Source organism: Flavobacterium sp. (assembly GCF_013822155.1).
Classification (GTDB): domain Bacteria; phylum Bacteroidota; class Bacteroidia; order Flavobacteriales; family Flavobacteriaceae; genus Flavobacterium.
Genome location: NZ_PNJW01000006.1, coordinates 14,930 through 35,900, shown reverse-complemented (window position 1 = coordinate 35,900; position 20,971 = coordinate 14,930). Strand labels below are relative to the sequence as shown.

Annotated in this window: 20 protein-coding genes and 1 riboswitch; of the genes, 6 read left to right on the top strand and 14 right to left on the bottom strand. The window is 33.6% G+C overall.

Translation table 11 applies throughout. The annotated features are described in order from the left end of the window. Positions 1–4 precede the first annotated feature (4 nt). A complete protein-coding gene (locus C0512_RS02825; protein ID WP_290858712.1) occupies positions 5–2,470 on the top strand; it encodes a TonB-dependent receptor in 2,466 nt (821 codons plus the stop codon). Between the two features lie 44 nt (positions 2,471–2,514). Then, on the top strand, positions 2,515–3,240 hold the full coding sequence (locus C0512_RS02820; RefSeq protein ID WP_290858711.1) for a hypothetical protein: 726 nt from the start codon (positions 2,515–2,517) through the stop codon (positions 3,238–3,240). Here the strand turns inward: C0512_RS02820 and C0512_RS02815 are convergent. The 7 genes from C0512_RS02815 to C0512_RS02785 are packed head-to-tail and all read right to left on the bottom strand — an operon-like array spanning position 3,237 to position 9,772. Then, a complete protein-coding gene (locus C0512_RS02815; RefSeq protein ID WP_290858710.1) occupies positions 3,237–3,938 on the bottom strand; it encodes a hypothetical protein in 702 nt (233 codons plus the stop codon). The two genes, C0512_RS02820 and C0512_RS02815, sit on opposite strands and share 4 nt — an antisense overlap. Before the next feature lie 23 nt (positions 3,939–3,961). Next, on the bottom strand, positions 3,962–4,132 hold the full coding sequence (locus C0512_RS02810; RefSeq protein WP_290858709.1) for a hypothetical protein: 171 nt from the start codon (positions 4,130–4,132) through the stop codon (positions 3,962–3,964). Positions 4,133–4,170: 38 nt separating this feature from the next. Next, positions 4,171–6,018 (bottom strand): ABC transporter ATP-binding protein, encoded by a 1,848-nt coding sequence (locus C0512_RS02805; protein WP_290858708.1) that lies wholly within the window; start codon positions 6,016–6,018, stop codon positions 4,171–4,173. Then, a complete protein-coding gene (locus tag C0512_RS02800; protein WP_290858707.1) occupies positions 6,018–7,745 on the bottom strand; it encodes a phospho-sugar mutase in 1,728 nt (575 codons plus the stop codon). The genes C0512_RS02805 and C0512_RS02800 overlap by 1 nt, the downstream gene beginning before the upstream one ends. Before the next feature lie 4 nt (positions 7,746–7,749). After that, entirely contained in the window at positions 7,750–8,244 is a 495-nt protein-coding gene (locus tag C0512_RS02795; RefSeq protein WP_290858706.1) for an ORF6N domain-containing protein, read from the bottom strand. 38 nt (positions 8,245–8,282) lie between these two features. Beyond that, positions 8,283–9,242 (bottom strand): glycosyltransferase family 2 protein, encoded by a 960-nt coding sequence (locus C0512_RS02790; protein ID WP_290858705.1) that lies wholly within the window; start codon positions 9,240–9,242, stop codon positions 8,283–8,285. Then, the gene (locus C0512_RS02785; protein WP_290858704.1) at positions 9,242–9,772 is read right to left on the bottom strand and encodes a DUF4199 domain-containing protein; all 531 of its coding nucleotides are present in this window, start codon (positions 9,770–9,772) and stop codon (positions 9,242–9,244) included. Before C0512_RS02785 ends, C0512_RS02790 begins: the two co-directional genes overlap by 1 nt. Before the next feature lie 237 nt (positions 9,773–10,009). Here C0512_RS02785 and C0512_RS02780 point away from each other — a divergent pair, with 237 nt between their 5' ends. Next, positions 10,010–10,261, top strand: a complete 252-nt coding sequence (locus tag C0512_RS02780; RefSeq protein ID WP_290858783.1) for a type B 50S ribosomal protein L31 — start codon at positions 10,010–10,012, stop codon at positions 10,259–10,261. A 71-nt stretch (positions 10,262–10,332) separates the two neighbouring features. On the opposite strand, the gene C0512_RS02775 is transcribed toward C0512_RS02780, so the two are convergent. The 5 genes from C0512_RS02775 to C0512_RS02755 all read right to left on the bottom strand — a co-directional run bounded on the left by C0512_RS02775 (position 10,333) and on the right by C0512_RS02755 (position 13,675). Continuing rightward, entirely contained in the window at positions 10,333–10,866 is a 534-nt protein-coding gene (locus C0512_RS02775; RefSeq protein ID WP_290858703.1) for a DUF4252 domain-containing protein, read from the bottom strand. Next, positions 10,867–12,081 (bottom strand): carboxypeptidase-like regulatory domain-containing protein, encoded by a 1,215-nt coding sequence (locus C0512_RS02770; protein ID WP_290858702.1) that lies wholly within the window; start codon positions 12,079–12,081, stop codon positions 10,867–10,869. Between the two features lie 100 nt (positions 12,082–12,181). Continuing rightward, positions 12,182–12,715, bottom strand: a complete 534-nt coding sequence (locus C0512_RS02765; protein ID WP_290858701.1) for a DUF4252 domain-containing protein — start codon at positions 12,713–12,715, stop codon at positions 12,182–12,184. A 5-nt stretch (positions 12,716–12,720) separates the two neighbouring features. Then, positions 12,721–13,179 carry a hypothetical protein gene (locus C0512_RS02760; protein ID WP_290858700.1) on the bottom strand — a complete coding sequence of 153 codons (459 nt, stop codon included), beginning with the start codon at positions 13,177–13,179 and terminating at the stop codon, positions 12,721–12,723. Next, positions 13,166–13,675 (bottom strand): sigma-70 family RNA polymerase sigma factor, encoded by a 510-nt coding sequence (locus C0512_RS02755; RefSeq protein WP_290858699.1) that lies wholly within the window; start codon positions 13,673–13,675, stop codon positions 13,166–13,168. Before C0512_RS02755 ends, C0512_RS02760 begins: the two co-directional genes overlap by 14 nt. A gap of 118 nt (positions 13,676–13,793) precedes the next feature. Here C0512_RS02755 and C0512_RS02750 point away from each other — a divergent pair, with 118 nt between their 5' ends. Further along, a complete protein-coding gene (locus C0512_RS02750; protein ID WP_290858698.1) occupies positions 13,794–15,245 on the top strand; it encodes a S41 family peptidase in 1,452 nt (483 codons plus the stop codon). A gap of 40 nt (positions 15,246–15,285) precedes the next feature. Here C0512_RS02750 and C0512_RS02745 read toward each other — a convergent pair whose 3' ends face one another. Both C0512_RS02745 and C0512_RS02740 read right to left on the bottom strand, forming a co-directional pair. Next, a complete protein-coding gene (locus C0512_RS02745) occupies positions 15,286–16,350 on the bottom strand; it encodes a YncE family protein (RefSeq protein ID WP_290858697.1) in 1,065 nt (354 codons plus the stop codon). Between the two features lie 2 nt (positions 16,351–16,352). Next, entirely contained in the window at positions 16,353–18,182 is a 1,830-nt protein-coding gene (locus C0512_RS02740) for a TonB-dependent siderophore receptor (RefSeq protein WP_290858696.1), read from the bottom strand. Positions 18,183–18,212: 30 nt separating this feature from the next. Then, a riboswitch (cobalamin riboswitch) is annotated at positions 18,213–18,474 on the bottom strand. Between the two features lie 233 nt (positions 18,475–18,707). On the opposite strand from C0512_RS02740, the gene C0512_RS02735 reads away from it, so the two are divergent. Next, a complete protein-coding gene (locus tag C0512_RS02735; protein ID WP_290858694.1) occupies positions 18,708–19,838 on the top strand; it encodes an ABC transporter substrate-binding protein in 1,131 nt (376 codons plus the stop codon). 139 nt (positions 19,839–19,977) lie between these two features. Then, complete coding sequence (locus C0512_RS02730; protein WP_290858782.1) at positions 19,978–20,934, top strand: iron ABC transporter permease; 957 nt, start codon at positions 19,978–19,980, stop codon at positions 20,932–20,934. Positions 20,935–20,971 lie beyond the last annotated feature (37 nt).

Sequence of the window (20,971 nt, the reverse complement as noted above, 5' to 3'; positions counted from 1 at the left end):
TCTTTTGAAAACAAAACAAATTTTATTGGCTTTCCTGCTTTTTTGTGTTGGATTTGCCTCAAATGCTCAAACCGCCAGAATTAAAGGAATTATTTTAGATAAAAATAACAATCCGGTTGAGGGAGTCAGTATTAATTTTCAGGATAAAGGCACCGTTACCAACGAAAATGGGTTTTATATCTTAACAATTCCGGCGAATCAAAAAATCACTTTGGTTTTTACTCATGTTTCTTTAAAAAGAGCTACTTTAAGAATAGAATTAAAAACAAACGAAGATTATGAATATAATTTTCAAATGAGTGATTCGGATGAGCTTTTGGGAGAGGTCATCATTACTTCCGGAAAACAGAAACGAGTAGAAGGAATAACTTCAATTGAACCAGCCGTCATCAGAACAATTCCAGGTGCAAATGCCGGTGTTGAAAATATTTTAAAGACTTTGCCTGGTGTAAATTCAAATAATGAATTAAGTACGCAATATTCTGTTCGGGGAGGAAATTATGATGAAAACTTAGTTTATGTCAATGAAATAGAAGTCTATCGTCCATTTTTGATTCGTTCCGGTCAACAAGAAGGATTGAGTTTTACAAATACAGATATGGTGCAGAATGTTGATTTTTCTGCCGGTGGTTTTCAAGCTAAATATGGCGATAAATTATCTTCAGTATTAGATATTACTTATCGAATTCCAACTCATTTTGCAGCGGCTTTAGAAGCCAGTTTATTGGGTGGAAGTTTAACTGTAGAAGGAGTGAGTAAGAATCAAAAGTGGGCTAATATCACCGGGGTTCGCTACAGAGATAATAGTTTATTGGTTAACAGTCAGGAAACAGAGTCAAATTACAAACCTACTTTTGCAGACATTCAAACGTATTTGACTTATACGCCCAATGCAAGATGGCAATGGGGATTTTTAGGAAATATTTCTCAGAACACCTATAATTATGAGCCTTTGACACGTCAGACTAATTTTGGAACAATCGATGAACCGATTGCTTTACAGGTTTTTTATGAAGGTCAGGAAAAAGACAAATACCAAACTTTATTTGGGGCAATAAAAACATCCTTTACTGTAAATGACAATACTACCTTAAAGTTTATTGGGTCAGTTTATCATACACAAGAGCAAGAATATTTTGATATATTGGCTGCTTATTATTTAGGTGAAGTAGACAGTAATATTGGTTCAGAAACGTTTGGAGATGTAACCTTTAATCGTGGGATTGGTACTCAACTTAATCATGGTCGTAACAATTTAGATGCCTTGATTATTAATGCTGAAGTGAAAGGTTTTCACAAAATAGAAACGCATGCCATTGAATGGGGCGTTAAATATACCCGTGAAGACATCAGGGATAGATTAGTGGAATGGGAAGTAATCGATTCTGCCGGATTTTCAATTAATCCGCCTCGCGATTTTCCCGTAAATGATCAGCCTTACAACCCTTATACAGGTCCCTTAGTTCCCTATCAAGATGTTAGAGCAACTAATTTTGTAACTATCGATCGCTTTTCAGGATATGGGCAATGGAGTAAAAAAGCTACTTTAGGAACCAGTGAAGTTTGGTATAATGCCGGTGTACGGATGCAACATTGGCAAGTTTCAGGTGACGGCGTTCAATCTCAAGCACAAACAGTATTTAGTCCGAGAGCACAATTTGCTATTAAACCCGAATGGAATAGTGATATGGTTTTTAGAGTTTCCGGAGGATTTTATTACCAACCTCCATTTTATCGCGAACTGCGGGATTATGACGGAGTGATTCAACCGGATGTAAAAGCTCAACAATCCATTCATTTTATTATGGGTAATGACTACAGTTTCAAAATGTGGAACAGACCATTTAAATTGGTCAGCGAATTATATTATAAAACGCTTGCAGATGTAAATGCTTATACCGTTGATAATGTTCGAATTCGTTACCGAGCTGATAATGAAACGGAAGCCTATGTTTATGGTGCAGATTTTAGAATTAACGGTGAATTTGTTCCCGGAACGGAATCTTGGTTTAGTTTAGGCTATTTAAAAACAGAGGAAAACATTCAGGATAAAGGATACATCGCCAGACCATCGGATCAACGATTGAAATTTGGCGTACTTTTTCAGGATTATGTTCCGTCTATTCCAAGTTTAAAAATGTATTTAAATTTGGTTTATAATACAGGTCTTCCGGGTGGTTCTCCATCTTATGCTGATCCGTATGATTATCAATTGCGATTGAAAGATTATCGCAGAGCTGACGTAGGTTTCTCCTATGTTTTAACGGAAAAAAATGAAAGCAGACCTGAAGGACATTGGTTAAAACGTTTTAAAGACCTGTCTGTTGGATTGGAAATATTTAATTTGTTTAATAATCAAAATGCCATAACAAATACGTGGGTACGCGATGTGTATACCAAAACCCAATATGGTATTCCGAATTATATGACGACCAGAGTTTTTAATGTGAAATTGACCGCAAGACTCTAACCAAAGATTAAATTTTATATCTTTGGATAATAACTCACAATCGTATGAAGACTTTTATTAATGCTGTTTTATTGTTGATTTTAGTAGTAACTTTTGGTTGCAAAGAAGATGAAAAGGAGAAGCCAAAAGTAACTTATAAAGAATCGCCTGCACAAGTGGAAGTGAAAAAAGATACCACTCAAATCAAAATTGCTGATTTACCCATTCACATGGAAGGAACCAGCTTTTTGCTGCATCCTATTGGAGATGTTCGCGTTTATGATGGTAGTTCTAAATCCAGTTACGGTTCGTCCAGTACAAGTCGGGTTAGTTATTCTATATCAAATTATAATCGATTCGAAATTACCGGATACTTGAATAATATCCGTTTTCAACATCTAGATTCAACAGCAACAAGGCCATTAACCGATAAAATTGTTATTATACAAACCGCTACTTTTTTAAATACAATTGCGGAAAAAACAAAAAAACAGATTTTAGTTTATTCCATTTCTGATATGGATACTAACAAAGATGGAAAGCTGGATGCTAATGATATCAAATCGCTTTATATCAGTGAAATTTCAGGAAATCATTTTATGAAATTATCCCCTGATTTTCAGGAATTAATTGATTGGAATTTGATTGAAGCAAAAAACAGACTTTATTTTAGAACAACTGAAGATACCAACAAAAACGGCGATTTTGATAAAGATGATACCGTATTTTATTATTTTGTCGATTTAATGGATAAAGAATGGAAGTTAAACGAATATAAACCGTTTCATTAAATCAGAATATCACTTTCTAAATCAGATTTTTCGATTGAAAAATTAAAACCCAGTTGTTCCATTAACTGAATCACTAAATTTTTATACCAGTTTTCTGATTTCGGATGGATATAAATCTTTTCAATGAGTTGGTGAATATCGACATCAATTTTTAATCCTTCATTTATGACAATATTATTTTGAGTCACATCAGAAATAATGCGAACTTCGCGTTCGTATTGAAAACTTTTTCGTTTAAATAAAAAGGGGAAAAAAGTGTCATCAAACGGAATATATTCTTTTTTATAATCAATATAATTTACTTCCCCAATAAATTGAGTTGTTTTAGTCTCCGGTTTCAAGGCTTCCTGTAATCTTTTAACGGTAGATTGTATAGCTAATCCTTCGTTGTTTTTGGTGAAAATTTGCCACATGGCAAACGATTCATATTCATTGATGTGCCAACTACTAATCACAATTTTTTCGCGATGGGATTTATAATAATCTAAAAACTCCGGATTGTTTTCAGCAATTTTTCTGATTTCTTCGTAGGTTGGCTCGCTAAAGGTTCCTTCGTATTGGTCTTCAAATTTATCCGACCTAGACATAAAGAGCTTTTTTGAAAGCAACAAATCCAAAAATTTAGACAAATCCAGGTATTTCCAAACAATAGTGTCCGGATCTTTAGGAAGGTTGATTGTTGGATTATGGATGAACATTTTGGGTTATTGGATTATTTAGATTATTCTTTTTCTTTTGGAAATTTTGTTGAATATTGACCTATGTAAAATGCTGTTAAAACCAGCATAAAACTGAATTTTCCGACTAAGTCTAATTTTTCAAAATGAGCCATTGCATAAAGAAACACAAAAGCCAGAATCATAAATAGTATTGTAAAAGTTTTTCTTGTCATTTTTATTATTTTATAATCTATTACCCTTGATCCATTTCCTATTCAAAACTCTGCATCATCACTAACTTCGAATACATTCCATTTTGAGATAACAATTCATCATGCGTTCCTTGTTCAACAATTTCCCCTTTTTGCATCACCACAATCAAATCTGCTTTTTGTATAGTAGAAAGACGGTGTGCTATTACGATGGAGGTTCTGTTTTGCATCATATTTTCCAGTGCAACTTGCACAAACTTTTCGCTTTCTGTATCTAGGGCAGAGGTGGCTTCATCCAAAATCATAATTGGTGGATTTTTCAAAACGGCTCGTGCTATTGACAAGCGTTGTTTTTGTCCCCCGGATAATTTTCCGCCTGCGTCTCCAATGTTCGTTTCAATTCCGAGCGGTAAATCATTTACAAATTCAAAGGCATTTGCAATTTTCAATGCTTCAATTATTTCGGCATCAGTTGCATTTTGCTTTCCTATTAATATGTTATTTTTAATGGTATCATTAAACAAAATACTGTCTTGGGTAACCAACCCCATTAAATTACGAAGTGATTCTAACTTGATGTCTTTAATATCAATATTATCAATTTTCACACTTCCTTGTTGTACATCATAAAAACGGGTTAATAAGTTGGCTATGGTGCTTTTGCCACTTCCTGATTGTCCAACTAAAGCAACCGTTTTTCCTTTAGGAACTTTTAAAGAGAAATTTTTCAACACATTTTCCTCTTCATATTTAAAATTGATTTTTTCTAGGGTAATACTTTCCTCAAAGGCGTTTTTTTGAATAGCTTCAGGCTTATCAACAATTGTATTTTCAACTTCCAATACGTCAAAAACCCGTTCTGCAGCCGCTAGTCCTGTTTTTACTTGGTATGATGCTTTTGAAATGGCTTTTGCAGGAGTTAAAATATTATAGGCTAAGCCCATGTATGCTAAAAAATGAGCCCCTTCTAAAATTGGACTACCATCAGCTAACTTACCTACCAAAACCATATTTCCACCATACCATAATAGGATGGCTATGACTACGATTCCCATGAATTCGCTTAAAGGGGAAGATAAATTGTTTTTTCTGCCTATACTATTCGAAAGTTTAAATAAACGTTGAATGGAATTGTTGAATTTACTTCTAAAATTTACTTCTGAATTATAGCTTTTAACAACTTTTAATCCGGCCAATGTTTCTTCTACGATGGAAATTAAATAACCGTTTTCATCTTGTGCTCGTTTTGATTTTGATTTCAAACTTTTACCAATTTTAGTAATAATAAAACCGGAAACCGGAATAAAAATAAAAACAAAAAGAGTGAGTTTGAAACTGATAGCTACCATGGCACCAATAGTAAAAAGAATGGTCATAGGTTCTTTAACCACTAATTCCAAGATGGAAAAGAAAGAATTTTTAACTTCATTAACGTCGTTTAGCATTCTGGCCATCACATCACCCTTTCTTTTTTCAGAATAATAGGAAATGGGTAAATCGATGATTTTGTCAAACATTTTATTCCTTAAATCTCTTAGAACGCCATTTTTGATTAGCATCAAATGGTTTAAAGCTAGATAGTTAAAGAAATTTTTTAATAGAAAAGTAGAAATAACTAAACTGACTACTAATAACAAGGCATATTGCGGACCATTCTCATCAGATAATTTTGTGATGTAATAATATAAGTAATCTTTTCCGTAGCTGGTTATTTCCCAAATCGATTTATAGGTTGGTTTTGAAGCTACTTTTTCTGCATTTTCAAACAAAACCTGAAGCATTGGTATTAATGTAATGAATGAAAGCGTACTAAAAAGAGCATATAAAATATTGAAAATAATATTCCAAACCACATTAGATTGATATGGTTTTAGAAAAGGAATTATTTTTTTTAAATTTTCATCCATTAGTTCAAATGCATTTCCGCGATGATGTTTTTAATTTTTTGGTCTAAAATTGCTTCTACATTTTTAAACAGCTCAATTGTATCTAGACTATTATTTACACTGAAATAAAATTTGATTTTTGGTTCGGTTCCACTTGGTCTTGCACAAATTTTTGTTCCATCTTCTAAATAATAAATCAGCACATTAGATTTTGGAATTTCCAACAGTTCTATTTCCTCAGTCATTAAATTACGAGCAGTGGAATTGTCATAATCTTCAATGCAAACAACGCGTTGTCCGTTTATTTCTTTTAAAGGATTTTCACGTAAATTAACCATCATTTGTTTAATTTCATTCGCTCCTTCAATTCCTTTTTTGGTAATGGAAATTAAGTATTCTTTATAAAAACCAAAATCAACATATAAATTCAGTAATTCTTTGTACAAAGTGCTTCCGGCAGATTTTGCTTGTGCAGCAATTTCACACACAAGCAGGGTAGCAGCCACAGCATCTTTATCGCGAACAGCATCGCCTACCATGTAGCCAAAACTCTCTTCGCCACCGCCTACAAATTTTTGATCAGGAAAATCTTTGATGAATTTGGCAATCCATTTAAAACCTGTTAAGCCCACTTTACATTCTACCCCATAAGCTGAGGCCAGTTCTAACATCATTGGGGTAGAAACTATGGTTGAACCGATAAATTCATTTCCTTTGAAGCGGTCTTCTCTTTTCCATTGTTCTAACAAAAAGGCCGTCATGATGACCATCGTTTGATTTCCATTTAACAATTTCATTTTACCCTCTGTATCACGAACGGCAACACCTAAACGGTCAGAATCCGGGTCAGTACCAATAACAATGTCGGCATTAATATTATCTGCTAAAGCTAACGCCATGGTCAGTGCTTCCGGCTCTTCCGGATTTGGAGACTTTACTGTTGGAAAATTTCCATCCGGTTGGGCTTGTTCTTTTACAATATTAACATCCGTATAACCGGCTTGAGCTAAAACAGCAGGAATTGCTTTAATGGATGTACCGTGAAGTGAAGTGTAGACAATTTTTAAGTTATCTTTTGCTGCTTTTGGGGTGTTAAAACTAGCATTTTCGATGGTTGAATTGAAGAATGCTTCATCCACATTAATGTCGATGTATTCAATTAAATTTTCATTTGCAGTAAATTTAATTTCATCATAGGCTAATGCTTCAATTACCTCAATTATTTCTTCATCTTGAGGTGGTACTAATTGTCCGCCATCTTGCCAATACACTTTATATCCGTTATATTCAGGAGGATTGTGTGAAGCCGTTAATACAATACCGGCATGACAATTTAAGTGTTTTAAGGCAAAGGAAAGTTCCGGAGTTGGTCGCATATCAGAAAAAAGGAACACTTTAATCCCGTTTGCAGAAAACACATCGGCAACAACTTTCGCTAATGTATCACTATTGTGTCGACAGTCGTAGGCAATAACAACTTTTAATTCTTCTTTTGGGAATGATTTTTTTAAATAATTTGAAATACCCTGCGTATTTTTCCCCAATGTATATTTATTGATGCGATTGGTTCCAACGCCCATGATTCCTCGCATTCCGCCGGTACCAAATTCAAGATTTTTATAAAAACTTTCTTCTAATTCTTTCGGAGAAGAGGTCATCATTTTTTCGATTTCTTCTCGTGTTTGAAAGTCAAATGTTGGGGTTAACCAAACGTTTACTTTGTCGAGGATGTTTTGTGGAATATGCATTTTCTTATTTTTTAAATCCTATTTTATTTCTTTCGATTTTTGGAGTAGTTGTCTTTTCTTTATCCATTAAATAATTTAAAATTTTATAGATGTCAGGAAATTGCTTTTCAATATCAGTGACTTTATCCTTAAGCTCTTTGTAATTCATTGCAAATTGCCTTAGTGAAACAAATGTTCTCATAATGGCAATGTTTATGGCGATTGCTTTTTCCGAATTTAACACACTGGAAAGCATGGCAACTCCTTGTTCTGTAAAGGCAAAAGGTTTTGCACCACCTAATTTACTTTTTGATGGTATCACAAATTGTGACACCAAATGTTCTATTTCACTTTCATTGAGTTCAAACATAAAATCGACAGGAAATCTATTGATATTTCTTCTGACGGCTTGTTTTAAAGTTCTTGTTTCGATTTCATATAATTCGGCTAAATGAAAATCGAGCATAACTTTTTGACCTCTTAATTCAATGATTTGTTGTTGGATGATTTCTAATTTCATGATTTTGGCGTTTATAAATTTTAAATGGCTTTTAGTTTTTAGTTCATATTTAATTCGTTTGAAATTTTATAATTTTCATTTGATTCTTTATTTCTTAGGATTATTTCTCCTAAAAAACCGGCTAAAAATAATTGAGAACCAATTATCATCGTCGTTAAGGCAATGTAAAAGTAGGGACTATTGGTGACTAAATCGTATGGTAAATCATTATAAAGCCTATACAGTTTTGAGATTCCAATATAACCTGTCGCAGTGAAACCTATCAAAAACATCAAAACACCCCAAGCTCCGAAAAGATGCATGGGTCTTTTTCCAAAACGCGACAAAAACCAAATGGTAATTAAGTCTAAAAAGCCGTTGATGAATCGCTCCATGCCAAATTTTGTTTCGCCATATTTTCGTGCTTGATGTTTCACTACTTTTTCACCAATTTTTGAAAAACCGGCATTTTTGGCTAAAACGGGAATATAGCGGTGCATTTCACCGGAGACTTCTATGTTTTTGATGACCTTATTTTTGTAAGCTTTTAATCCACAATTAAAATCATTCAGTTGAACTCCGGATGTTTTTCGGGCTGCCCAATTGAATAATTTTGAAGGTAAATTTTTAGACATAACTGAATCATATCGCTTTTTTTTCCAGCCTGAAACTAAATCAAAATTTTGGGAAGTAATGAGTTCATATAATTCGGGAATCTCTTCCGGATTATCTTGCAAGTCAGCATCCATCGTTATTACTACATCCCCTTGGGCTCTGTCAAACCCTGCATGAAGAGCTTGTGATTTTCCAAAATTTTTGAGAAACCGAATTGCTTTTACATTTGAATTTTCGTTGGATAAAGATTCGATAACTTGCCATGAATTATCCGTACTTCCGTCATCAATAAAAATAATTTCGTAAGTAAAATTACTTTTATTCATTACGGAAACGACCCAATCATGAAGCTCACGAAGTGAATCTTCTTCATTTAAAAGAGGAATAACTATGGATAAATTCATTATTCTTTAGCAGAAGTTGGCGTTTTAAAAATCAGAGCTACCAGTAATCCCAAAACGGCATAGAAAGCAATTTGGAAAAAGTATGATTGGAATTGTGATAAAGGACCAAAATTATCTTTACTTTCAATATCGGCAATAGCCTTATTAATTTCAGCAGCCGGTACATTAAATTTTCCCATCATCTCTTTTGTCATGGTAATGACATTTTCGGTCAACACATTTTTAGCATCTGGATCTATTACATTAAACAGAATGATGTTGTACAAAACATAAATGGCAATTCCAACAATAATCGGTAAGATGAAACTTAAAAAAGCTTCTTTATAGCTCATTTGGCCTTTTAATGCTTTTTTGTTGGAAATAGAGCAATAAATGGCAATACCAATTATGATGACGAAATTTACTATTCCAACCCACCAATTTGTGAATAATGATAAATCGACAACATACATGGTTGTGGTAATTAATACTAAAATTACACCCATTATAATGCCTAAAGTAAAACCGTTCTTTTTGATACTATTTTCCATATTGTTTATTTTAAAGTACAAATATAACAATATTCCAATTATGGTTCAGAAAATCAAGATTTAAAAGACTTCAAAAAAAAGTAATTAAACATTTGATTATTAAAAAATAGTTGTAAATTTGCACACTTAAAAAAAGTAAAAGATTATAAACAAAAAGTTGTGTGTTATTTACACCTTTTCGTTGAAGAAAAGCTTCGGAACGGCATACAGCCATTAATAGAAAAAGATTTACACAAAATGAAAAAAGGAATTCACCCAGAAAATTACAGATTAGTTGCCTTCAAAGACATGTCGAATGAAGATGTATTTATTACTAAGTCAACTGTAGAAACGAAAGAAACAATCACACACGAAGGAGTTGAATATCCTGTGTTTAAAATGGAGATTTCTAGAACATCTCACCCATTTTATACCGGTAAATCTAAACTTATTGATACTGCAGGTCGTATTGATAAATTCAAAAACAAATATGCCAACAGAGCAAAGTAATTTTTGCCTCAAATTTTATAAGAAAAATCCCGAGCAATCGGGATTTTTTGTTTTTCTAAAAGTTTAAATTTTTAATTATTTTTGAATAAATCTTCTAAGGGTTTTAATTGTTCCATCCCAATATCTGATTTTTGAAGAGCAGAAAATAAAGTCATAAAATCTTCCGGATTCATTTTATCTCCTAATATCCTAACAACGGCAAATCCGTTTTCATTTTTATTACCGTATAAAACAAATTCTTCGATGGCATCATCTTTTCCAACAAAATAAACAGCAGCACCTTCTTTTCCGGAGCCAAATTTCATTAATTGTTGGTACTTTTCATCTTTTAAAATTTCGGTTACTTTAGTTCGTTCCGTATCAAATTTTACTTTGTTTTGTTCATTTGCTTTAAATGCTAAAACATTCATTTTTTTGAACGTTTTTAAGGCTTCTTGTTGTTCAGCAGTCAATGCATCCGGTTTTATATTTAAAATACTGGGAGAAACATCCACGGAAATAAAATCACTGGATTCGGTGTTCTCTACGAAATACTTTTGTAAAGATGGATTCTGGTCACAAGCTATCAAACTGACTAGCATAAGTGAAGCTATTATTTTTTTCATTTAATTATTTTTTAATGTTTTTAAAATTCGTTCTTCATTTTCAGAAAGAGGCATCGCATTGTTTGTTTCCCAAAAATTTTCCTTGTAATTCATCCCATTCGGATATAAACTTCGCTCTTTAAAAGCAGTATTTTTGTCCGGAATAACGGTAATGGTATCATCAAAATTTGTCACCATTAAATCACTGATAGACATCAGTCGGTCATTCATTTGACCACCAAATTTTATATAAACATCCAATAGTGTTTTTTTATAACTTGGAATATATTTTCCGTTTACATATTTATAGGACTGTTTAATCTGGATGTCATAAAAAGCATATTTAAACAATAACATATTGGTTATTTCAACATTTTTTTTGTGTTTTTCCGACATTTTTATATCTATATCCAGCACAATACGGTTAACAGGGTCGTACGTGATTTTGCCTTCTAATAAAACTTCTTCTACATTAGGTTTAGGAATTATATAAATTACTTCAATAGCATTTCCGTATTGGTCTTTTTTTGAACGGAGTTCAAAGTCATAATTTGGTTCGTTTTTTTCACTTAAGATACTTTTTTCAATATAATCATAACTAAAAAATCCATTTGCTGCTTTTTGAATATCAAAAAAGGAATCCATTTCTTCTAAATCTGCTTTTCCTTTTTTATCGATTTCATCAGCACCAATTAGTTGATAAGCCCTACTTTGATTCACAATAAGTTTTGCTTCCAGTTTATCTTTCTTTTTAGGTTGTAAATAAAAATCAATTAATCCGTCGGCAAATTTTGAATACTTATTGTTGATTTTTACAAATTCACGATAATAGGTTTCCAATTTTACACTTTTGTCTAATACTGTTTTAGAATGACTAATGATGCCGGATAAAATTGTAGCAACCGGTTTGTTGGTCACAATTACTTCTTCCAAAGCAATTTCGTCTATTTCTAGAAATACGGTAGTAAAAGTGGAATCAATTTTTGCCACTTCAAATTTCTTAGATTGATAGCCTAACGAACTAATTTCAATCGTCGTTACATTTTTTGGAATGTAAAATTTAAAGACACCGTCTTCATTTGAAATGACTCCTTGGGCAGTTTGTAAGGCAATAATATTTGCAAACGGAATGGATTCTTTGGTGGCATTATCCATTATTTTGCCTTCAAAAACAGTTGATTGAGCATTTACTGTAAAAAGAGACAAACCAAAAAAGAACAAAAATACTTTTCTCATTTAAATGATAGGTAAGGTGGGAACAACACGGTTGGAGACAATCCAGAATTATAAATAAAAAGACTTTGTCAAAAATTGATTTGACAAAGTCTTGAATTAATTATTTTTTTCCTTTGGTTGAAGCTTTTTTCAAATCATCACCACCGGGAAGATTCATTTTTTCGGTTAAAGCGGATATTTCATTTAAATCAAAATTTCCGGTCAGCGATAATAAAACGGTTTCTTTATCTTTCGGGCCACCTTCCATAAACATAAATAATTCACGTACTTCAGTGTCTTTTGCACCGGATTTCATATATATCCTAACATTTTTGCCGCCATCCGAAACCCGCATTAATTCCTCTAATCCGGCTGTTTTTAAATATTTATCAGCAGTCGTACGCATTTCAGCAGTTATTTTTGAATTGGACGTGACAAATACTTTTAAATTGTCTAATTTTTTAATCAGATTCAAATATTGTTGAGCTTCTTTATCAGCAGGATCCATTTTTACTTTGCTCATCATTTCAAACATTTTTTTGTTTACAATGATGGTACTAACTTCTTCCTGACCGTCAAATTTGTCAAAAACAGATTGACCAAACATGATGGTTGAAACTAAAAATACGACTAAGGTTGTTACAAATTTTATCATTTTTTTTATTTTTTAAATATTAGTTGTTTTGATTTTTCATATTCATTTAAATAGGCAATACTTTCAACGCCCTCGTTTACATTTTCTGAAAGCAAAGCCAAAGCCTTTTGTGTCTCTTCAAAGGCTTCTTCCGGACTGTCAAAACTTCCTAAATTAGAAGCCACTTGAGCAGGTGCGGGAGAGGGTTTGTAATTCAGATAAGCAAAAAGCCCGCCAAAGAAAACTAAACTTGCCGCAATTGCTATCCAGGCTGCCGAAAACCTTTTTTTTGTAGGTAAGGAAACTTCTATATTGAATTGTTCCTTCTCATTGACAGTAAGATAATTAAACAACGGTTTGTAATGCTCTAAATGAGCGGCTACTGTTTCAGTTGAAAAGTACTGTTTCAACTGTTTTTCTTCTGCAAGTGTTGTTTCTCCTTGAAAGTATTTTTCTATTAATTCTTCTATTCTAGCTAATTCCATATTGATGGGTTTTAGTCATTTTTTCTCTAATTGTTTTTCGTGCTCTTGATAAAGCAACTCGAATAGCTGTTTCATTCATGTCCAGCATTTTTGCAATTTCTTCGAAATCATATTGTTCGATATCTCGCATTTGTATGATTAACTTTTGTTGTTCCGGAAGATCATTAATTATTTTTTCAACCCAACTCCAGCTGTCTTGGTCTTCCATTTTTTGGTCTAAGCCTGCTTCTCTGTCTGTAAAATTGGTGTGTACAATTTTCAGGTTTGAAGCTCTTTTCGACTTCAATTGGTCTAAACAATAATTTTTAGTCATTGTCATCGCCAATGCTTCTACATTGTTATATTGCCCTAATCCATTTTTCTTATCCCATAACTTTACCAAAATATCCTGAGTAGCATCTTGAGCTTCCTCACTACTTACCAGCAATCGCTTGGCTAACCGAAAGACTTTGTCTTTGAATGGTTCAATGAGGTGTATAAACTCATTTTGATTCATCTATCAGGTTTTAAAGGTTGGTTATATAAGCAAGACGAATGAAGGTCTTATTTGTTACAAATAAATTAATTATAAAACTAAAGTTATTAAATTTACGTTCTTAAAATAAATAAACGCTATGAAATTTATTTTTAAATTTTCTTTGGGCATTTTCATTGCCTTTTTGGTTTTTCAATCCTGCGAAGATTATGATGATAACCTTGTGCCTTCTTCATTGGAAGTTAACGATTTTATTTGGAAAGGACTCAATTTATATTATTTATGGCAAGCCGATGAGCCAAATTTAGCCGATAATCGTTTTGCTATGCAGAGTGATTTGAATGTTTTTTTGGAAGGATACGAAACTCCTGAATTGCTGTTTGAAGATTTATTAGTAGCCAGAACTACCGATCGGTTTAGTGTGATTTTTAATGATTATTCAGTTTTAGAAGGACTTTTGCAAGGAACTGCAAAAAGTAATGGGGTTGATTATGGTTTGCGATACAAAACTGGGAGTACGACAGAAATTTACGGATGGGTACGGTATATTTTACCCAATTCCGATGCTTCTGCTAAAAATATACAACGCGGTGATATTTTTTATGCTGTTAACGGAACGCCATTAACGAGTAATAATTATCGTGATTTACTGAATTTAGAGGCTTATACTTTAAATTTAGCCGATTATAATGCGGGAAATATTACGCCTAATGGAGAATCCGTTGAATTATCAAAATCTGCTTATACAGAGAATCCTGTTTTTCAAATCAATGTGGTGGAAATAGAGGATAAAAAAATCGGCTATTTAATGTATAACGGTTTTTATTCCGGTTTTGAAAATCAATTGAATCAGGCTTTTGGTCAGTTGAAATCGCAAGGTATCACCCATTTAGTGCTTGATTTACGCTATAATTCCGGAGGCTCAGTCGATACAGCAACTCGATTAGCGAGTATGATAACCGGACAGTTTAACGCTGAAATTTTTGCCAAACAACAATGGAATGCAAAAGTGGAAGCCTATTATAATGACACCAATCCCAGTGCTTTGGTGAATCGTTTTACAGATGTTATTAATAACGGTAATTTAATCAATAGTTTAAATTTAACCAAAGTTTACATTATCAGTTCAGGGAGTACTGCTTCTGCTAGTGAATTAGTTATTAATGGTTTAAAACCTTATATCAATGTAGTTCAAATCGGAACAACAACAGTTGGAAAAAACGTTGGTTCTGTTTCATTGTATGACTCGCCAACCTTTGGGAAAGAAGATAAAAATCCCAATCATAAATATGCTATGCAACCAATAGTGTTGAGAATAACCGATAAAAACGGTTTTGGTGATTATGTCAATGGGTTAGAACCTACCATTGAACAAGCAGAGAATTTAGCTAATTTAGGTGTGATAGGTGATCAAAATGAGCCACTTTTCAATACAGCCATCAATTACATTTTAGATAACGGACGAATGGGACAACCATTTACTGAAGACAAACAAGTGTATTTTAAGGATAGCAAATCGATTAGAAAATTTGGCAATGATATGTATCTGGAAGAATTACCAGAAGGATTTAATCCCTTTTTACTCAAATAAAAAAAGAGGATATTAAAACGAACATCCTCTTTTTTTTATACTAATTAAAGTAAAATCCTCCCGGAATGACACCGACTGTTTCTTGGTTTTCCAACGTTCCGGTTAAAGAATAAATATATACTTTTCCATTTGAGTTATAATCGGCAGCATCGCCTACATATATTTTATTGTTGGCAATTGCAAAACTGTAAACCCCATAAACGCCTTGTTGAGTTGTGCTAAAAATTGGAGTAGAAGGAATTGTATTTACTTCAATTGTTTTGGAAAACACATTTGAATCTACCGTATAATAAAATTTATTATCATGAAAAATTAAATTTGAAGGATGATTTCCAAGTAAAAAAGGTAAAGCAGCAGTAACAGTATTTGTGGAAAGGTTTATTTTAACAAGCGAACCGGAGGTTTCAGGTTCAGCCCAAGAAGGTTTTCCGCCACAAAGCACATATAAGTCATTGTTTACCAAAACCATTGAATTTGGAACATCACCAACTTCTATTGAAGTTACAGCATTTGAACCGGTTTGAATGACTGAAATAGTATTTCCAAAATTGTAACCACCCATATGGGCAACATACAATTTGTTGTTGTATTCCAAAATACGTTCCGGTCCTTCAGCTACTGGAATTGTTGTAGTAACAGTATTTGTAGTTAGATTTACCACAGCAATATAATCGTCCTCATCGTTTTCGGCATCACCCCAATTGGTCACATAGGCATTGCCATTTGAAAAAGCAATGTACCTCGGATTTGATAATCCTGTGATAATAGTTGTCAAATGTTCTAAAGTGTATCGATTCACTACTTGAATGGTATTTGAAAGATTTACAACGATATAAGCCTTGTCGCCATAAAAACCCAAATCTTGTGCGGTATCACCCAATGGAACGGAAGGATTAACTGAACCAAAAGCATTGAATTCAAAAGTTGAAAAATCATTCGACCAAAAGGATATCGAACTGTTCCCACCACCAAAATTACCTTGATTTAGGATGAGTACGCCATTATCATAAGCTCCCAATGGTGCTGATACATCATCATCGTTTGTACAGGAGGCTAAGAACAATCCGCTAAAAATAAATAGAATTCCAATTTTCTTTAATTTCATCATTATAAATTTAAGGTTAGGTACAGTTTAAAATTTCGTCCCGGCATAGGTCGGGAAAGTACATTTTGATAGTTTTCGTTCGTTAGATTCAATACTTGAAACCCCAGTAAACAGGTCTTTTTTTTACCAAAATTGTAGTCGATTCCAATGTTTGAAAGTGTAAAATCGTCAAGCTTGTAAAAGTTGTCAGACGAGGTAAACACTTCTCCGGTATACATCCATTGGTAATAAGTTGTAAAACTTTTATAATTATAGGCCAGATTCGCATTTGCTTTATGATTGGGGACATAGGTGAGTTGTTTCTCGGTTTCATTGTTTTCCGAAACCGTGTATCCATAGCTAGTTGAGAATGAAAACAAATGCTTATCAATTGATTTTTTGGTTTCAAACTGTGCTTCTAGTCCATAATTCGTCACATTTTGCGTGTTTTCAGGTTGCCATAGTCCGCCTGAATTGGGAATCCAACGAATCATGTCTTTTAATTGGATTAGGAAACCGGTGAGCACAAACTTGGAACTTTTGTAATTGAATTCATTTCCTATTTCACCTTGAAGTGAATGTTCGGGATTTAATTCGGGGTTTCCGCTGCCTTGCCAATACAAATCATTGAATGTTGGAATTCGGAAGTTTTTGGAAAGATTGGCTTTGATTGTATAAAAATCGGTTAAAGCAAATGAAGTTCCTGCTGAGAATAAAAGTGGACTCTCATACGTGTCGGTCACCTCTTGTCGAATGCCCAATTCATAATCTAATTTGCTCGAAAGTTTGTGTTTCCAAAGGATGCTGCCGGTTCCAATTGTTCGGGTTTCGGTGAGCAAATCACTTCCTTTTGCATCACTTTGTGTAACATCTAAAAGTGTATTGATTGTAATGGATTCCGATATTGAATACAAAAAATCATGCTTTAAAAACAGGCTATTTACTTGACCAAAAGTATACGAGTCCGAATTTCTATTTTCATAGTATTTATATTCTTCGGTTATATAGGCTGCTTTTACTTTTGAGGAATACTTATTCTTGAAAAGTATCCATTCTAACATATTTCGGGTATTGAAATCTACATATTTGTCATCCGAATTTACCGTTATCGTACCCGAAAAATGCCGTTCTCCATTAAATAAATAACTGTAAAATTTAATGAAATTTGCATCGTTTATTTTGTGCCCAATACTAAAATTATAGCTCTGGTTGGCAAATTCTCCATTTTCATTCTTTTTATCGTAAACAATGTATTCATAGTCATTTTCGGAACTATTCGACGAAATACTGGCTTGAACAGCCCATTTTTCTGTTCCAATTTCTAATTGATAATTACCACCATAAGTTTCGAAACTCCCATAATTCAGTCGGAAAAGGTGAGAGGTTGCCGTATTAAACTTTAATTCAGAATTCAAATGAATGCTACCGCCAATGGCACCACTGCCGTAAATCACACTTCCTCCGCCGGTTCTGATGCTAATATTTGTGAAATCGGTTGGATTAATAGTATTGAAATCGGTTTGCCCGTTTAATTGTGAATTGATATTGATGCCATTCCAAATCACAGCCGTTTGTTGAGCTGTGGTTCCTCTAAATGAGGCAGAAGAAACCATTCCGGCTCCATTTTCTTTAAAATAGATAGTGGAGTTTGTCGATAAAAGGGATGTTAGCGAACCTTGATTTTTGTTTAAAATACTGTCGTTTAAAATAGTAACAGTTTGCGATTTCGAAAAGTTTTTTAATTGAGAATCTGAGACAATTACTTCGTTTAATCGAATAATTGAATCATTCTGTCCCCAACTAAATGAGTACAGTAAAAAAGCCAGCCAGCAATATAGATTTTTCCAAGTCATAATTTTCAAAACCTTTCTTCCCGAAGGTTTGATAGTTGTTATGTACTTGGCAGGTCTCCTGGCTTGCGTCTTGTTGTTGAACCTTCCCGTTCGCCGCGGCGAACAGTGGTATAAAAAGTGTAACAACAAGCTTGATAGCTCACAGTTGCGGGTACAGCTCAGGATTTTAGAAGTTATTGGAGTTAGTTTTCTGAATTCTGAAAACTATCTGCTGAACACGTTCTTTCACCTGATTCCCTTTTAATGTCCTGCTGAAAAAATCAACAGTGCAACCTAAATACGTGTGCAAAAGTAGTGGATTTTTGGTTTCGAAATTTAAAAATGGACTTATTTCTCTTTCTTATTTGACATTTTTATCACCAGCCAAACGAATCCTACTATAAAGTGAAGTAGAATGATTCCGCCAACGATGTACATGAATGTATTAGAATCTCTCATGGTTTATTTTCGCCAAATTTAGAATGCAATTATATATTCACTATAACATTTGTTAGAAACAACTACATTTGTAAAAAAAAATATCTAATGAAAATTCGTTTGCTTGCACTTCTTTTTATGTTCTGTTTATTTGCTTGTCAAAACACGAAAGTAAAGAAAACTGTTATTATTTCTTCTAAAAACAGTATTCGATATGCTAGCGGACTTTCCATTCAAAAGTTTAATCAGTATTCGGTTGTAACGGTTTCCAATCCGTGGCCAACGGCGAAAAAAAATTATACCTATATTTTACATCAAAAAGGAGTTGTACTTCCGGATAGTTTGCAAAAGTTCACAAAAATTCAAGTTCCTATACAATCAATTGTAGTTACGTCCACTACTCATATTCCGGCATTGGAATTATTAGGTGTTGAAAAATCGTTGGTTGGTTTTCCAAATACCGATTATGTTTCTTCCCAAAAAACCAGAGCTTTGATTGATGCGAAAAAAGTACGTGAAATTGGAACGAATCAAAGTCTAAATAATGAAGTTTTATTGGATATGCAACCCGATGTTATCATTGGTTTTGGTGTTGATGGTGAAAAGAAAACCTATGATCAATTACAACAAAACGGCTTGAAAATTTTATACAATGGCGATTGGACCGAGCAACATCCGTTGGGTCGAGCCGAATGGATTCAACTTTTTGGTGTTTTATTCGGTATGGAAGAAAAAGCAAATTTGGTTTTCAAAACCATTGAAAAAGACTATTTGGAAGCTGTTGAATTAGCTCAAAAAGCCCATTCAAAACCAACCATTTTCAGTGGTGCGATTTATCAGGATCAATGGTATTTGCCTCAAGGGAAAAGTTGGGCGGCTCAATTTCTAGAAAATGCTCATGGGAATTATCTTTGGGCAGCTTCCGAAGGAACCGGAAGTTTGTCTTTGTCTTTTGAAACGGTTTTAGAAAAAGCTGAAAAAGCTGATTTTTGGATTGGTCCCGGACAGTTTACATCCTTTGAACAAATTGAAAAAGCAAATCCAAACTATCAATATTTCAAAGCGGTTCAAAATAGAAATGTCTATTCTTTCAGTTCCAAAAAAGGTAAAACTGGCGGTGTCATTTATTATGAATTAGCTTCCAGTCGACCGGACTTAGTGTTGAAAGATTTAATTAAAATTCTCCATCCGGAATTACTGCCGGAGTATGAATTGTACTTTTTCGAAAAGTTGAAATAGTTTATTTATCATATTTTTAATGATAGTCTTAGTATATTTACACCTCACTTAATGTCCCTTAATTTCTTAATGGTTTAAATCAGTGTTTTCTCAAAAAAATAAAATACTCTTCTTGTTTTTAAGTTTCGCTTTAATCGGAATGTTTCTCCTGAACCTTAGTTTGGGTTCGGTTTCCATTCCAACCGATGCGATTTTGGATTCAGTAGTTGGCAATGAAATCAAAAGCTCTTGGGAAATTATTCTTTGGAATTTTCGTTTGCCAAAAGCCATAACTGCCATTTTTGTTGGAATGGGATTGTCTATTTCCGGTTTGTTGATGCAAACGCTATTCAGAAATCCATTGGCTGGTCCGTATGTGTTGGGATTAAGTTCGGGTTCCAGTTTAGGAGTTGCTTTTGTAATTATGGGAGCCGGTTTTTTACCTACTTTTTTAGTTTCTGATTACGGGATTGTCATCGCATCTTCCTTAGGTAGTTTTTTAGTTTTAATGGCTGTTTTGGTGGTGTCACAGAAATTAAGGGATACCATGGCTATTCTGATTGTTGGACTCATGTTTGGCAGTTTCACAAGTGCCATCGTAAGTGTGTTGAGTTATTTCAGCACTGCACAGGAATTGCAAAAATTCACTTTTTGGTCCATGGGAAGTTTGGCTAATTTGTCTTGGAATTCCGTACTAATTTTAGTCATTTGCTGTACTTTCGGATTGTTGTTGAGTGTTTTGAGCATCAAACCCTTGAATGCATTATTATTAGGTGAAAACTACGCTAAAAGTTTAGGTTTGAATTTTAAACGAACGCGATTCATCATCATTTTTGCTACCAGTATTTTGGCGGGAAGCATCACCGCTTTTGCCGGACCTATTGCATTTGTAGGTTTGGCAGTTCCTCATTTGGCAAAGTTGTTATTTCAAACCAGTAATCATTTTATTTTATTTTGGAGTACGCTTTTATTGGGAGCTATATTAATGTTGGTCTGCGATAGTATCGCCCAACTTCCCGGAAGTGATTATACGTTACCCATCAACGCTATCACTTCGATGGTTGGAGCTCCGGTTGTGGTTTGGCTATTAGTTCGGAAACGAAAAATAATGATTTAAAAAAACCTTAGTACCTTAGTGCCTCAGAAACTTAGCA